11 protein-coding genes are annotated in these 14,320 nt (G+C 60.0%); 3 read left to right on the top strand and 8 right to left on the bottom strand.

Annotation, left to right across the window (positions count from 1 at the left end):
* Window positions 1–3,803: putative Ig domain-containing protein (locus tag FCU66_RS05935; protein WP_342778131.1), on the top strand; the 3,803-nt coding region annotated here is incomplete at its 5' end.
* A 232-nt stretch (window positions 3,804–4,035) separates the two neighbouring features.
* On the opposite strand, the gene FCU66_RS41825 is transcribed toward FCU66_RS05935, so the two are convergent.
* From FCU66_RS41825 to FCU66_RS05905, 6 genes are all read right to left on the bottom strand, one after another.
* The gene (locus FCU66_RS41825) at window positions 4,036–4,269 is read right to left on the bottom strand and encodes a hypothetical protein (RefSeq protein ID WP_425462839.1); all 234 of its coding nucleotides are present in this window, start codon (window positions 4,267–4,269) and stop codon (window positions 4,036–4,038) included.
* 83 nt (window positions 4,270–4,352) lie between these two features.
* Window positions 4,353–5,348, bottom strand: a complete 996-nt coding sequence (locus FCU66_RS05925; RefSeq protein ID WP_136622157.1) for a nucleotidyltransferase family protein — start codon at window positions 5,346–5,348, stop codon at window positions 4,353–4,355.
* Window positions 5,345–6,505: a PqqD family peptide modification chaperone gene (locus FCU66_RS05920; RefSeq protein ID WP_136622158.1), complete on the bottom strand. Its 1,161-nt coding sequence runs from the start codon at window positions 6,503–6,505 to the stop codon at window positions 5,345–5,347. The genes FCU66_RS05925 and FCU66_RS05920 overlap by 4 nt, the downstream gene beginning before the upstream one ends.
* Window positions 6,506–6,613: 108 nt before the next feature.
* On the bottom strand, window positions 6,614–7,618 hold the full coding sequence (locus FCU66_RS05915) for a hypothetical protein (protein WP_136622159.1): 1,005 nt from the start codon (window positions 7,616–7,618) through the stop codon (window positions 6,614–6,616).
* A gap of 8 nt (window positions 7,619–7,626) precedes the next feature.
* Window positions 7,627–8,511, bottom strand: coding sequence for a hypothetical protein (locus FCU66_RS05910; RefSeq protein WP_136622160.1), 885 nt, complete (start codon window positions 8,509–8,511; stop codon window positions 7,627–7,629).
* Complete coding sequence (locus FCU66_RS05905) at window positions 8,508–9,785, bottom strand: O-antigen ligase family protein (protein ID WP_136622161.1); 1,278 nt, start codon at window positions 9,783–9,785, stop codon at window positions 8,508–8,510. Before FCU66_RS05905 ends, FCU66_RS05910 begins: the two co-directional genes overlap by 4 nt.
* A gap of 410 nt (window positions 9,786–10,195) precedes the next feature.
* On the opposite strand from FCU66_RS05905, the gene FCU66_RS05900 reads away from it, so the two are divergent.
* Window positions 10,196–10,438 carry a hypothetical protein gene (locus tag FCU66_RS05900; protein WP_136622162.1) on the top strand — a complete coding sequence of 81 codons (243 nt, stop codon included), beginning with the start codon at window positions 10,196–10,198 and terminating at the stop codon, window positions 10,436–10,438.
* A 119-nt stretch (window positions 10,439–10,557) separates the two neighbouring features.
* Here the strand turns inward: FCU66_RS05900 and FCU66_RS05895 are convergent, their stop codons facing one another.
* Window positions 10,558–11,238 carry a sugar transferase gene (locus tag FCU66_RS05895; RefSeq protein ID WP_168992188.1) on the bottom strand — a complete coding sequence of 227 codons (681 nt, stop codon included), beginning with the start codon at window positions 11,236–11,238 and terminating at the stop codon, window positions 10,558–10,560.
* Between the two features lie 657 nt (window positions 11,239–11,895).
* Between FCU66_RS05895 and FCU66_RS05890 the strand changes: the two genes are divergently transcribed.
* On the top strand, window positions 11,896–12,801 hold the full coding sequence (locus tag FCU66_RS05890) for a hypothetical protein (protein ID WP_136622163.1): 906 nt from the start codon (window positions 11,896–11,898) through the stop codon (window positions 12,799–12,801).
* Window positions 12,802–12,953: 152 nt separating this feature from the next.
* Here the strand turns inward: FCU66_RS05890 and FCU66_RS05885 are convergent, their stop codons facing one another.
* Window positions 12,954–13,583 carry a LuxR C-terminal-related transcriptional regulator gene (locus tag FCU66_RS05885; RefSeq protein ID WP_246093801.1) on the bottom strand — a complete coding sequence of 210 codons (630 nt, stop codon included), beginning with the start codon at window positions 13,581–13,583 and terminating at the stop codon, window positions 12,954–12,956.
* Window positions 13,584–14,320: the final 737 nt, after the last annotated feature.

Raw genomic sequence — 14,320 nt, 5'->3', positions numbered from 1 at the left:
TCAACACCCCGCCGGATGCCAACACTGCCGTCAACCAGATCGCCGAGCTTGCGGCGGCGGGGGCAGCCACCGGGATCACAGCATCGGCCACCGATCCCGACGCCGGCTCGACCGTCAGCTACAGCCTCAACGACACGCGCTTCGCCATCGACGCCAGCACCGGCGTCATCACGCGCTCGGCCACCGGCACGCTCGACTTCGAGACCCAGCCGTCGATCAATCTGACGGTGACGGCAACCTCCTCCGACGGCAGCACCGCCAACCAGGCCTTCACCCTCGCCGTGCTCAACAGCCCGGAGCCCGTCGCGTTCAACACCCCGCCGGATGCCGACACCGCGGTCAACCAGATTACACAGAACGCCGCCGCCGGCACGGCGATCGGGATCACCGCCTCGGCCACGGATCCCGATGCCGGATCGACGATCACCTACACCATCAACGACTCGCGCTTCGCCATCAACGCCAGCACCGGCGTCATCACACGCTCGGGCACCGGCACGCTCAATGCGACGTCGGAGCCTTCAGTCAACTTCAACGTGACCGCAACCTCGTCCGACAGCAGCATCGATACCCACGCCTTTAGCGTTGCTGTCTCCGGGACGGGCAACACCACGCCTGTAACCATCGAGACAAGGGTGGCGACCGCCGGCGACGATGTCGAGGAGAAGGGCTCCGGGGCGATTTCGACCAACGTCACCGACCTGGAGCTGGGCTATGACGGCTCCACCCGCCAGACGGTCGGCATGCGCTTCACCGGCATCAACATCCCGCAGGGCGCCATCATCACCAACGCCTACATCCAGTTCCAGGCCAATGAGGTGAAGACCGGCGCGACGTCGCTGCTCATTCAGGGCGATAAGGTCGACGACGCCAGTCCCTTCACCACCGCCAGCTTCAACGTGTCCTCGCTTCCGAGGACGACAGCCTCCACGGCCTGGACGCCGGCCCCGTGGACCACGGTGGGCGAGCACGGCCTCGCCGAGCGCACGCCGGACCTCTCCGCGGTCGTGCAGGAGATCGTCAACCGCTCGGGCTGGGCGGCGCTCAACGATATGGCGTTCCTGGTCACCGGCACCGGCACGCGCACGGCCGACTCGTACGAGTCCAACCCGGCCAGCGCGCCGCTGCTGCACATCGAGTATACCCTGCCCGGTCCGGCCGGCAGTCCGGTGGCTTTCAACACGCCGCCCGACGCCAACCCCGCTGCCAACCAGATCGCCGAACTTGCCCCGGCGGGCACGGCCATCGGCATCACCGCTTCGGCCACGGATCCCGACGCCGGCTCGACCGTCGCCTACAGCCTCAACGACACGCGCTTCGCCATCGACGTCAGCAGCGGCGTCATCACGCGCTCGGCCACCGGCACGCTCGACTTCGAGACCCAGACATCGATCAACCTGACGGTGACGGCAACCTCCTCCGACGGCAGCACCGCCAACCAGGCCTTCACCCTCGCCGTGCTCAACAGCCCGGAGCCGGTCACCTTCAACAACCCGCCGGATGCCAACACTGCCGCCAACCAGATTGCCCAGAACGCCGCCGCCGGCACGGCCATCGGCATCACGGCCTCGGCCAGGGATCCCGATGCCGGCTCGACGGTCACCTACAGCGTCAACGACTCGCGCTTCGCCATCAATTCCAGCACCGGCGTTGTCACGCGCTCAGGCACCGGCACGCTCAATGCGGCAACCGAGCCGTCGGTCAACCTCCACGTCACCGCAACCTCGTCCGATGGGAGCGCCGCGGGCCAAGACTATGCCGTCAGCGTGACCACAGCGCCGATTTTCGAGAAAAGGATCGCAACCAGCACCGACGACGTCGAGCAAGGTCCCAGCGGCGGGATGGACCTCACCAGCACCGATCTCGACATGGTGGTTGACGGCACCAAAGTCCAGACGGTCGGAATGCGCTTCACCGGCGTCGACATTCCCTACGACGCCGTCATCACCAGTGCCTACATCCAGTTCCAGGCCCAGAATACGAGCACTGGCGCCGTGTCGCTCCTGATCCGAGGCGAAAGCGACGAAGCCGTCCCCTTCGAGAGTGAGAAAAGCGATGTCACCTCGCGCCTGATGACGACTACTTCGGTGACGTGGACGCCACCCGACTGGACCGTGAACAATGAAGCCGCCCTTGCCGAACGCACCCCGAACCTCTCGGCAATCGTGCAGGAGATCATCAACCAGCCAGGCTATTTGCAACTCAATGACATGGCATTCGTCGTCAGCGGCAGCAGCGGCGCGCGCCGGGCCAATTCCTTCGATGGCAGCGCCACCGGCGCACCGCTCCTGCACGTCGAGTACTATGTGCCGACGACCGGCCCGGTCGCCTTCAAGCATCCACAGGATGCCGACCCTGCGGCCAACCAGATCCCCGACCGTGCCCCCGCGGGCACTTTGGTCCACATCACAGCCTCGGCCAAGGATCCGGACGTCACCGATACGGTCACCTACAGCCTCAACGACTCGCGCTTCGCCATCAATTCCAGCACCGGCGTCATCACGCGCTCTGGCACGGGAACGCTCAATGCCCAGACCGAGCAGTCGATCAACCTCCACGTCACCGCAACCTCGTCCGACGGGAGCACCGCCGCGCAGGACTATACGGTCAGCGTCGTCCCGACGACGCCGCCGCAGGTCTTGTACCGGTACGCGGTCTTTGGTGACTACGGCGACACCGATCTCTCCGGCGAGAAGGCGGTGTCGGCGATGGTCCATGCCTGGAACCCCGATTTCATCCTCACAATCGGCGACAACGTGTATGCTCCGCAGACCTTGGATGCCGCCGTCGGCCAGCAGTATCATGACTACATAGGCAACTATCAGGGCGCATACGGCAGCGGCAGCGCCATCAACCGCTTCTTCCCCACGCTAGGCAATCACGAATACGAAGAAGGCAACGTTACCAACTACCTGAACTACTTCACGCTGCCCGACAATGAGAGGTACTATGACTACCAGATCGGGCCGGTGCATTTCTTCGCTCTCAGCAGCAACAAGCAGGAGCCGGATGGCCGCAGTTCCACATCCGTGCAGGGCCATTGGATGCAAGACCTTCTCGCGAATTCCGACGCGAGTTTCGACGTCGCCTACTTCCATCACACGCCATTCAACCCGAGCGGCTCCACTGCCACCATGCGGTGGCCCTTCGAGCAGTGGGGTGTGAACGCGGTCTTTGCCGGCCATCAGCACAACTACTACCGGGAGAACCGGGACGACAACGGCGACGGCGTCTTTCTTCCGTACACGACCACCGGCCTTGGCGGAGCTGGCAAGACCGTTCCCAATGTCGGCGCCAATCTGGTGACGATCACGGACGCGGGCATGCTGATCGAGTTCTACAAGGTGAGCAGCTTCAACGGGACGACTGCAACCAGCATGCTCACGGATTCCTACTTTGTCCCGACGCCTGTAGGGCGCACGCCGACAATCGTCAACGGCGGCTACGTCCTGAACGGCACGACCGGCGCGGACTATCTATGGGGTCTGGGCGGGAATGACACGCTGATCGGGGGACGCGGAAACGACTTGCTGGTTGCCGGCAACCAGCACAATCTGTTCGTGTTCGCCCACGGCGACGGTCAGGACACCGTCATGAATTTCTTGCCCGGCGCCGGCACCGGCGACGTCCTCGATCTCAGAGCCTTTGGCATCTACAACGACAGCCAGTTCCTGCAGGTGGCGACAAACCAGGGCTCGAATGTCGTGGCGTCGCTGGGCGGCGGGGATCAGATCACGCTGACCGGCGTTCAAGTGGCCCAGTTCCACGACGACAACTTCCTGAGCACTCTGTTGCTGGCTTAGGGCCGCCTCTGCATGCTCAAAGGTCCGCGTCGCGCGGTTCCGAAGATCAGTGCGGCGAAACCGGATTCATTTTGCGCTGATTTGCAGTTCGGATGATGGTCGCCCCGGCAAAGAAAAGCCCGAACCGCTCGCGGCACTTTTGCGTGCCGCGAGCGGTCCGGGCTTTCAAATGACAGACTGGAGCCCTATGTCCTCAAAACGCTGTTTTCAGCGACCATGATGGTCGAAGGGCTTACCCCTGGCCGGGAGGGCCGACGTGAATATGGTTCTTGTCCCCCCAGCCATTGCCCGGTTTTGATCCACCCGATTTGGCGATCGCCCTGGAGTTCAAGCTTGTGCCAAGCAAGAGCGTCACAGCCGGCGGCGTAACCGCCGCAAAACGCCCCGCCTTCTTGAGAAATTCACGGCGCGCTTGAGCCTCCGAGACCAGGGTTTCCGGCGAGCGTTTTGTGCTTTCAGTTGACATGTCAGACCTCTTCACAAACTTTCTCAAATTCACAGCTTTCACCTTAGGCTTGCTGATACGGGGGTACTAGTTCTCCAAAAGGCTTAGATTTTCGTACGAGGGTTGAAGAGCGTGCGAGCTATGCGACGCAAGAGGTCGGACGGTCCACGTCGCGCCAAACCGTAGGCACGTGAAAACCGCCATGTGCCCCACATCAAATTGCCGGCCAGGCGCAGCGGGGCGCCGATGATCGGGTGGGTCGCCGTGAAGATGCGCCTCCAGTGCTGGAAACGGACCATTGGGCGTTGTGCACATTTTGCCGGGATTCTGGTCCCAAAGAAATGGTGCAAGGCCAGCAGCTGGGTGTCGAGCGCATTGCGGGCGCTTCGATCCGACATGGAAGCCCGCAGTGCCGCCCAGTCCACGTCGTCGCTTTCCGCCAATCTTGCCAGATCGTAAAGATGCCTAAGATCTATCCTTCCGCGCCAATAATCTCCCTCCTTGAGAAGGTCGTGCACCATCCAGTGCAGGGCGCGAGACTGAGCGGGAGGAATTTTCACCCGAAGGCCGTCTCGCTGGACGAGCTTGGGGGGGGCAAACCCGTTCGCCCGGCTCGTCCGGAGCTCCAGCATTCCGGCGTCCTGCTGGCGGGCCATGCCTCGAGCGCCCGCCACATCGACGTAGCCAAGCTCTTCAAGACAGGCTCGGGCGGTCGTCTCTTCGGGCGATTCCACGGCTAGATCGAGATCGCTCGTCATCCTGCTGGGAACCCGGCCGGCCGGCGAAAGGAACAGGGGAACGGCCCCCTTGAGCAGGAACGGAACGATGTTGCCGCGGTTGAGGGCCGCAACGGCTTCACGCAGTTGGGTACGCAAGCGCAGGTTCCGTTCCCGATTGCAGTCGTGAACGAACCGAAGGTACTCGCGCACGTCCTCCGGAAGATGGTGGATCTGTCCGGCGCGCGCGAGGGACGAGAACAAATCGGGTGTGAGCAGAGTGTGATTTGCCAGAGCAATCACGGCCTGCCAGTCGGCCCTGTCAGTCCGACTACCGCGAAGTCCGGCGACCAACGCCTCAAGCGCGCTGCCCCTGCTCATCATCGGCACGCTTTCGTGACAAGCTGTACCGCATCATCAAGCCTCGAATAGGTCAGGCAATAGGTTTGCGCCGATCCGATGAGTTGGATCAGGACGTCGAACGCGGTGCCACTCAGCTCTCCGCCGGGTGCCAGCGCGCCGTTGAGCAGACCGCGCAATGCGTGAGCTGGATCGACCGGCTCCAGGCTAGCTTTCGCGTCGCGATCTCGACGGAGCAGAACCACACAGCCGATGGGCAAGGGAGCAGGAGGCAAGGGCACGAACGCCTTGGGCACGGCATACCGTACACGCCTGCGGTCCGGGCGGCGCCAGACTGGAGCGGCATGAAGGTCGGGGCAGTATTCGGCCAGCAGCGGCCATGCTCCCGCCTTGACCGCCGGGGCAAACGGAAGGCCAACGCCATGCCCCCTAGAGTCCAGCAGCGTCACATCATCGGCGGCAAAGCCGAATCCTGCATGAACCAACGCCAAGGTCAGCGTTGTCTTGCCCGCGCCCGGATTGCCACAAAGAAGGACGATACGTTCATTTCTGAAAAGCGCTGCCGCATGGACAGCAAGTTCATAGGCGCCGTAGTCCAGAACCTCTGTCAGCAATTGTCCCTTCAGCATGACGGGTAGTTCGTCGGGGGAGCAGGACAAAATCCACTCGCCATCCCGGAATAGATGGACCCGCCCCCCGTGCCCGACCACCTCGAGCAGAACGTCGGCAGTCTCTCTTCGGACCTCAAGGTGCCGAAATACGGTGATCGCCGGAAACGCGCAGGCTGCCGGATAGACGATGCGTATGTTGAGGCCCGCAACGGCGACCATCTGGCTCACGGGCTCTTGAGCTGACGAAGTGGACAAAGGTGCGCAGGGCCGTATCAGGTTCAGCCGCTGCCAATCCCCGAGCGCGGCCTCGACATGCCTATTTGCCTCAAGCCTGTCAACGCCACCGCGCGCCATCTCGACCGAGATGGCTTGCGGTGGCATGCCTTCTTCCAGAGAGCGCCAGATGTCGGCGGCAGTATCGTTGACGGCGAAAATGGCCTGCTGGGATGGGCTGAACAGGATGTTTTGTCCCCTGACGCGTACCAACCGCCCCTGGATCACAAACGTCGCAGGACTGTGATCAGCGGGGCCTGATGCCACGGTTCTGTCAATCGCCTCGTGCTGATTCATCGCGGTGACGGTCCAAGCTGTTGTTGCAAAGCAGGTGCGTTGAATAGGAAGCACCACATGCCTTCGCGGTTCGGATAATCGTTGCCGAGGACTGCGGACCGCGACTTCTCACAGCGCTTCGTCGGAGAACCGGGCCACGTCCTGATGCGCCGCGACCCACTGGAGACGCGCCTTGTTCCAATATGCGCGGGCGTTAGCGCCGGTCAGCAATTTGAAACCAGATGGCGGCAGCGGCAATGCGGACGGGATTGGCTCGTCGGGCAGCCACAGCAACACGTTGTCCCGGCTTTCAACCGTCAGCCGCCACGTTCTTTCCAGGCGACGGAATCCACGCATGTTTGCCGCGGCCAATGCAAAAACCGATCCCGTGATCCTCAACCTGGGTGACTGATCGACAGCCTTGATCGGCGCCTGATGTGTGACTTCGCCCTTGGAGAGAAAGGCGTGCATGTGGATGAGGGATCCGTCGATCCGCACGGTTTGCTGTGTTCCGTCCCGTTCATTTTTCGCGGGATCCACACTGAGCCCGGAAAAACATTCATCGAACAGGCAATCTTCTATGGTACCGCTGAGGAGATAGTCGTTCTCCACCGCATCATCCCTGGTTTCGCTGAGCCAGCACCCTTTCAGTCGAAAGCCGTCCGCCTGCTCGCCGATGCGAATGGCATCCCAGCAGCGGCGTACGCGGACACCTTCTATTGTCGCATTGGTGGTTCCGTCCCTGATGAGCAGAGCCGCGCTGTTGCAGTAGGTATCCCGCCAATCCGACGTTAGCGGCACCTGGCCGTCGAAGCGGCCCCCGATGAAGCGAACGCCGGGGCAGTTGCGGATGACGACCGGATAGCGATTGACCGGCAGCGTCCCCTCATCGCAACCCATTGCCGCGCTGGGATCGCTGTTTCTGCTGTTGGCAACCGTGAAGGCAGCATTGCGAGCGTTGATGGTTGCTCCCGGCTGGAGATTCCGAATCGATTGCTGTTCGAAGCCATACTCACCCGCCAGAACGAACTCCTTGCCTTCCGGCGTCGGTGCGCCTTGCGCTTGGCACGAGCCCGGCAACAGAGCGATTACAGGATACAAGCCGGCGACGCCCATGAATGAACGGCGGTCCATTCTCGTGCTCATTGAGCTACCGAATCGCACAGCCGATGCCGTTCGAGGCAGGCCAAAAGCACCGCATCGAGAACCCTTTCGGCGACATCTTCGGGCGATGCAAACCTTTCCACGTCGACCGCCGCCAGCACGCCGGCGTGATCTTCCGTTCCCATCCCCCCCTCAAGATCGGCCGCAATCTGGCGGCAAGCACGATCCGCCGTCGACCAGAGATCAAGGTCCCGGTCAGGAGATGCCCTTTGCATCCGCGAGGACCGATCGCCCCTTTTCAGAAGTCGATCCCGTGCCACGCCGATCTCGCCGCGCAGATGGACAAAAGCCATGTCGTGCACGCCAATGGCAAACAGAATATCAAGCCACTTCTCTGAGGTTGCCCGATGCCTGCTCTTAAGCAAGATGGACAAGAACCCCTGCAACAGACCCTGATCCATGATGGTAATAGTATTTTTTCCTGGTCTCTCGCTTTGGACATAGGCAACCAAAAACGAAAGGTTCCAGATGACCCTGGCTACATCGACAATCGATGATTGCCCGCTTTCGATGACAAAGCGTGCAATTCGCGCGAGCAGCGAGCGAAACTCACGATCCCTAAATCTTGGTGCTACGATACCGATCCTATAGATCTGGCGGCCGATGAAATTTCTCGTCTCCCACGCTATTCGCACATCACCCACCAACGGGCCGCGCCGCCGCAAGCCGTTCGCTAACAGGGCGGAGGCGGTTGTCTTTCCAATCCCGGGAAGACCAAAGAATTCCACAAATCGAATGTCTGTTTGAAGAGCGCGCGGTTCGACGCTTGGCGGCAAGCCTGCCGCCAGGTCACGAACTGTGTGCCTAATCATTGGATTCAGGTGGTAAAGTTGATTTTTCGGAAGATTAAAGAAACGGCTCAATGTTGAAATAGCTGGGACCCGGTCCCCGCGTACACCTTTGGACTCTCAAGACCGGGCTGCAGTGTTCGTTGCGTACCGCGGTAGAACATGAGCAAAGCCAGGGGCAGCCAGAAGAAAGCGGCGGTTGATGGACCGAAGGAATCGCTCATCTGGTTTGCGACGAGGTAGTTCCACACGCAAACCGATGTTCCGAGCACCATCACATTCACTTCTGTCGCGTGGTCGCCCTGGGCATTGTCTCTCAATGTGCGAAGAACGGCGCTGACCAGATATGCCACGACCACCAGAACCATCACCGATACTAACCCGACGCCTGGCACCCCCAGCGTTCTAAAGGCGTCGATGAACAGGTTATGGCTGTGGGGAGCGATGTCTTCCACCCACTGCCCTGCCCCCACTCCCGTGAACGGATGCGCCAGGCCCATATCGATTGATATAGACCACAGTCGCTGCCGCGATACGACCGAATGCGCCTCACCTCCAGAAAATTGAAGTGACAGCAGGCCGTAGGCCCGTGGGTTGAGGGACTGCAATGTCACCAAGATCGCCTCGAACAATATCGGAGCTGTAACGATCCCCACGATCACTGTTACCGGACGCTGCTTTCTTCTCACCATATAGATGCTGTACAGACCGAAGAAAGTTCCGAGACCCGCAACGCCGAGAATGAAGTTTGTCTTTGAGCCCGATTTCACCAAACCCAGGAGCACCGCAACGAGGCAGCCCGTGAGGAGAACACGGTGCCTGCGAGAAGCGACCAGCTTCGCGGCGACAAGCGGCACACTAGCCGACAAGGCAATCCCGAGTTGGTTCGAGTGCTTGAAATAGCCCTCCGCCCGATCGGCGAATCTGGCATCGCCCAGCCCGATTGCGACAAGGCAGGATGTTGCAACACTCATGATGATCATTGCCATCACAATCCTGTCGATTGCCACGAGACCCTTGGGTCTCATGGAGATCGCCGCGACCGCTGGAATAATGGCGAAACCAAACACCTGCGCGAAAACCGCGCGCATCGTCCTGATCGGAATGTCTGCGTGGAGCATCGACAGTAGGGACAGAACGATGATGAAAGCAGATATCGTCAGCACCGTAGCCGCCAAGGCCGCTTCGGCCCGATGGAGGCGTCTTGCTATTTCGGCATAGGCAACGATGCTTAACAGGGCGCAGAACAGAGCCAGCAAGAAGGAAAGCGAGCCATCCGTTCCGGCAATCTTCGCGGCGCCAGGGAACCAGATGGACACGATCAGCAAAAGAACGGATGCCTGCAGCATAGATGGTGTCACACTGAAATCGTTATGCAGGGACTTCGCGCCGACACAGCCCTGCCCCGATGCGCAACGTCCAGCGCCCTGTTGTCCTGAATAACAACACTGATAAACACAGGCTCAGCGCCCCTTCCCGGATTATGATTCATTGCATGCTGCCGCATGGCGGGTGAATCTCCGCTTACCTCTTTCACAAGCAGCGTAGGCTCGCCGGGTGGACAAGGAAATGAGCGAAAAGGGGGCATTCGGACAGGGTGCTCTACGCCTTTTGTGCAATGCGGCGGAGGTGCGGCGATTTCCCGCCACTTGATCGAGCGCCGGCAAGACAGTGCAGCCGGATTGACTGTTGGTACGGATTTGCAGATGTGGGAAACTTAGGCATGGCACACTGTGTCTTCCACCCATAGGAGATCGCCGTGCTTTGGGGTCTTGTCGCCGTCGGTGTGATCGGCATTTTGCTGGGATTTCGTTTTCGAGCAGCTGCGCTCATCATCATGACCGCGGTGACTGTCGTGGGCGGTGCCGTTGCAGGTGGCATCGGCAGTGATTGGCACCGCCTGCTTTCAATCCTGCTTCTCGTTGTCGTTCTGCAATGCACCTATTTGCTCGGACTCTTCCTTGGCGTCATCTGGCGCCGAGGCATGTCACGTGAGCAGTGACGGTCTGCGGCTGCCATTTCGCCGCGCCCGGCGCCGCACCTGTTCGCCATTGCGGTCGCGAAAGCACGCTGCGGTTTTGGGACCACGACTGCATGAGGCAAGAATTTGCGATGCGCTCATCAAGACGCACGGTCGAATTTCATCACGGCGAAAACAGTCCGGACGAGAATAACGACATCGGCCCATAGGGACCATTCCCGCACATAGCGGCTGTCGATAGAGACACGGCTGGGATAATCCATTGCGTCTCTACCTGTCACCTGCCACAGGCCGGTTAGCCCCGGCCGGGTTTTTAAATAATCGATCGCACAGGAGCCGTAACGTTTCAATTCGTCCGGAACGACCGGACGAGGGCCGACGCAACTCATCTCGCCGCGCAGCACGTTAATGAGTTGCGGCAGCTCATCTAGGCTCGACTTCCTGAGAATATGCCCCAGGAATGTGATGCGCGGATCCTTCTTGAACTTCCAATTCTGCTCCCACTCCTTGGCGGCTTCGGGATTGCTCGCGAGATAGTCGGCCAGAACCCGCTCCGAGTTGGCCACCATGGTCCTGAACTTGTAGCAGGCGAAGCGCTTGCCGTTGAACCCTACCCGGGTGTGTGAGAATATCGCCGGTCCCCCGTCGGTCACCAATATCAAAAGGGCAACCGCCAGCATCACCGGAGCAGCTAGAACAAGCGCGATCAATGCGACAGTCATGTCCATCATCCTCTTGGGCCGGCCTCCAAGCGGATGGATGTTTTGTCCGATGCGGATGCCGAGCCTGCGGCGCCTTATGTCAAATACGCTGCTTGTCATGGGTTTTCACCAAGAAACGGTTTTCACCAAGAAACGCTGCTGGTGTTGCTGGTCGACTTCACTGCGGCTTGTCATTCTCGGCAAGAGAAGCAAAGGAGGTAGCGCCATACCCTGCGCTCGTTACCCCTTTGCCTGATAGGCGCGTCGGCGGCATAGCGTCGGTAAGCCTTCTGATCAAACGGCGTATCACCTGCATCCGTTTGCTGCAGTAGCAGATCGGCAGGTTCGGCTGTATTGCCGGAACCTGCAGCGGAATTGGTTCGGCGACCATAAGGTCAAAGTGCCAACCAAATTCGGGCCGTCACGCTCCTGGCGAGGGTAGAAAATACAGGGACCACATTTGCCAAATGCGCAGGGCCGCAAAGGTGTCCGTCAACGCAATGCAGGAAATGCACATGCATCGCCGTGAGACGAGACCCGGCAGGCAGTTGAGCTGCTTAAAGGGCATTGCCGGCCTATCTGATAGTGGGAGCGCGCAACGTGGTACCCAGCTTGACACCTCTATCACGTGATTTTCCCGCAAGCTCGTTTGCTCGTGGCGTCCCAGAGATCGACCTTGACGGAGTACTTGCTATCGTCCGCAAGCAAATAGCCTTGCTTGATCTAGATCTCTCTGGCCTCACCGTGGTCGTTGGCGCTACGACAGGATACCAAGCGGTGACCGCCACAGTGGCGGCGCTCGCGAATGCCAGCCGTGTCGTTGCGCTCACCCGCATCTCCTCCAGACATCCGAGCTTCGCGGCAACTGCAGACGCGACGTTGGCATTTGCCAAACACGCCAAGGTCGCCGAACGCGTTGAAGTGACGAACCGCATCGACAGCCGCAAATGGCAGGACGTCGACATCGTTACCTACTGTCTCCAGGTCGGGCCGATTTCGAGATCGATCATCGAACTCTTGCCCTCGCATGCGGTTGTTTCGCTGATGGCTGAACCATGGGAGCTTCAGCCGGGCGCTGTGGACTTCGACGCCTGCGACGAGGCCGGCATCAAGGTTGCGGCTCCCAATCTCAGTCACCCAGCTATAGACCTGCTGCCGGAATTCGCGCGGTTATGCAGCATCTTGCTCGGCGATGCCGGTGTCGATCAACGTGCCGCGAGGATCGCCATCGTCTGCGACACACCCTGTGCACCATCGCTTGAGCATGCGCTACGCGAGGGTGGGGCGAGAGTAACTGTTTTTTCGCACCCCGAGTTCCTGACCAGCGATGCATGGGATGTGATCGTGGTCGCGATGAGGCCCTCCGACAAACCACCAATGGACATCAACAGCCTAGGCCGTATTGCCCGGAACTCGCGCCAAGCGCTGCTGGTGCAGTTCAGCGGCGGGATCGATCGCTCGGCCGCCACCTATTTCGGCCTCAGGGTCTGGCCACCGAAGCGGCCCACCCGCGGTCAGCTGGGCCTTCCACTTGATGTAGTCGGATCGGCTCCACTGATCCGCAGATTGACGGGAGGGCTGAAGGCCGCCGAAGCCGCATATCGGGGCGCGGAGCTCGGAGGGGACAGCGTTGGATTTCTGGTGAAGGCAGGGTCCGCGACGGTTGGCCGGGAACGTGCCTAGACACCCGCCGAGCGTGCCTGTTTCGCGAAAAGGCTCGGACGAGACGATCGACCTTCGGTTAGATCAGAACGGCGAACCGGTAGTCCCGCCGTTTACGCATCCAGCAGTTGTATTGCTAGAGCCGTCCAGGCAAGGACCGATCGAGGCAGCCTTCAAAGCAACATCTGTCTAAGTTTGTACGCTACCTCCGTGCGGTTCGTAGCCTTCAGTTTTTTCATGATATTACGGATGTGGACCTTGACGGTGCTCTCACAGAGGTTGAGTTCGTAGGCAATTATCTTGTTCGCCTTGCCTTTCTTGAGCGCCTCCACGACCGCCGCCTCGCGAATGGTGAACATACCGGTGAGCGGACGGGCACCGTTTGTGGACGAGTGGATGATCTCTCGGAGCGCCAGCACGCAGCTGGCGGGTACAAAGATTCCTCCGGCGCGAGCGAGACCAATGGCCTCGGCAGCGACCTTCACCGTGACGCTTGTGGGAATGTAGCCATGGGCGCCGCATTCGAGTGCGGCGAGAACCTCCGCCGGCTCGTCGGAATCCACCACGACGATTACGGGTACGGCGCCAATCTCGGCAATGAAGTGCGCAAGTTCCGCCCGAACACTCTGGTCGGAGACCTTTCTGGAACCAAGGATGACGAGGATCGCGGACGGCTCCGCTTCCCCGGCAATGTGCTGGATTTCGTCGAGCGATCCTACCGCGCTAACGCGCAAAGTCGGATTGTGTTCGATAAGGCCACGGGCAAGGCATTCACGCTCAAGTGCTCGCTTGTCGACAATCATGACAAGACCTTCGCCTCGATATCCTTCTGCGAGATCGGACTTGCTAAGGCCATTTGCGTCCGGCATATGCCCGTTGTGTAGCGGTCTTGTCGCGTCATTCGAAAAATCGGAAGTTTGGGGGTGTCCCATCGACTCACCTGCTCCTCTCCGCCGCTGACTTGCCTTTACTCCTTTTGGTTTGGCTCCCTCGCAAAAACTTGTCAGCGTGAACTGATACGCTCGTTTATCGTGTGTCAGGCTGCTTAGGTCTTAGGAATGGATTTAAGGAGTAGGGCATACGCCGCCCCAACGCACGGACGTATGGCTTCTATGGCTTCCCTGCCCTTTAGAGGTAACCCAACCTGGAAAGCATACTACGATGCTGTGGAAAAGACGCATTAATCCTGGTTAACAATTTGTAATTATATCTTAGATGGCTAATATACCAAACCCTATACAGCCTGTAATTGTACAGGCCTGATGTTACACCAAAAAGTGTATACGGAATTGTCTCGACCTGAGAGGTGCAAACTTGCGATTCGAGGAATCGGGCCGCGATTTTAGAAAACCGCACTGACCGCTGCCGGTCCACACTCCCTTAGGCGCATCCCATGCTGCTCGAACCTAGCGCGGCTTCTCGAATATGCTCACGACGTCGGCGCCACCGGTGTATCGGTCTCCGGTTGACACCCGAATTGTTGCTCTCGTACTTCGTTCGTATGCTTTGCGCATATCTAGCGCGATCGCATATAGTCCCC

It is taken from the genome of Mesorhizobium norvegicum (assembly GCF_004919685.1).
Classification (GTDB): domain Bacteria; phylum Pseudomonadota; class Alphaproteobacteria; order Rhizobiales; family Rhizobiaceae; genus Mesorhizobium; species Mesorhizobium norvegicum.
Note: the sequence above shows the minus strand (reverse complement) of the source record. Positions and strands in the feature narration are given on the sequence as shown.

What these genes read in the sequence shown, in the direction of transcription:
- FCU66_RS05905 (WP_136622161.1), bottom strand. Translation starts at nt 9,785, where the DNA reads ATGCTGCAGGCATCCGTTCTTTTGCTGATCGTGTCCATCTGGTTCCCT.
- FCU66_RS05920 (WP_136622158.1), bottom strand. Translation starts at nt 6,505, where the DNA reads ATGAATCAGCACGAGGCGATTGACAGAACCGTGGCATCAGGCCCCGCT.
- FCU66_RS05915 (WP_136622159.1), bottom strand. Translation starts at nt 7,618, where the DNA reads ATGGACCGCCGTTCATTCATGGGCGTCGCCGGCTTGTATCCTGTAATC.
- FCU66_RS05885 (WP_246093801.1), bottom strand. Translation starts at nt 13,583, where the DNA reads ATGATTGTCGACAAGCGAGCACTTGAGCGTGAATGCCTTGCCCGTGGC.
- FCU66_RS05895 (WP_168992188.1), bottom strand. Translation starts at nt 11,238, where the DNA reads ATGACAAGCAGCGTATTTGACATAAGGCGCCGCAGGCTCGGCATCCGC.
- FCU66_RS05925 (WP_136622157.1), bottom strand. Translation starts at nt 5,348, where the DNA reads ATGATGAGCAGGGGCAGCGCGCTTGAGGCGTTGGTCGCCGGACTTCGC.
- FCU66_RS41825 (WP_425462839.1), bottom strand. Translation starts at nt 4,269, where the DNA reads ATGTCAACTGAAAGCACAAAACGCTCGCCGGAAACCCTGGTCTCGGAG.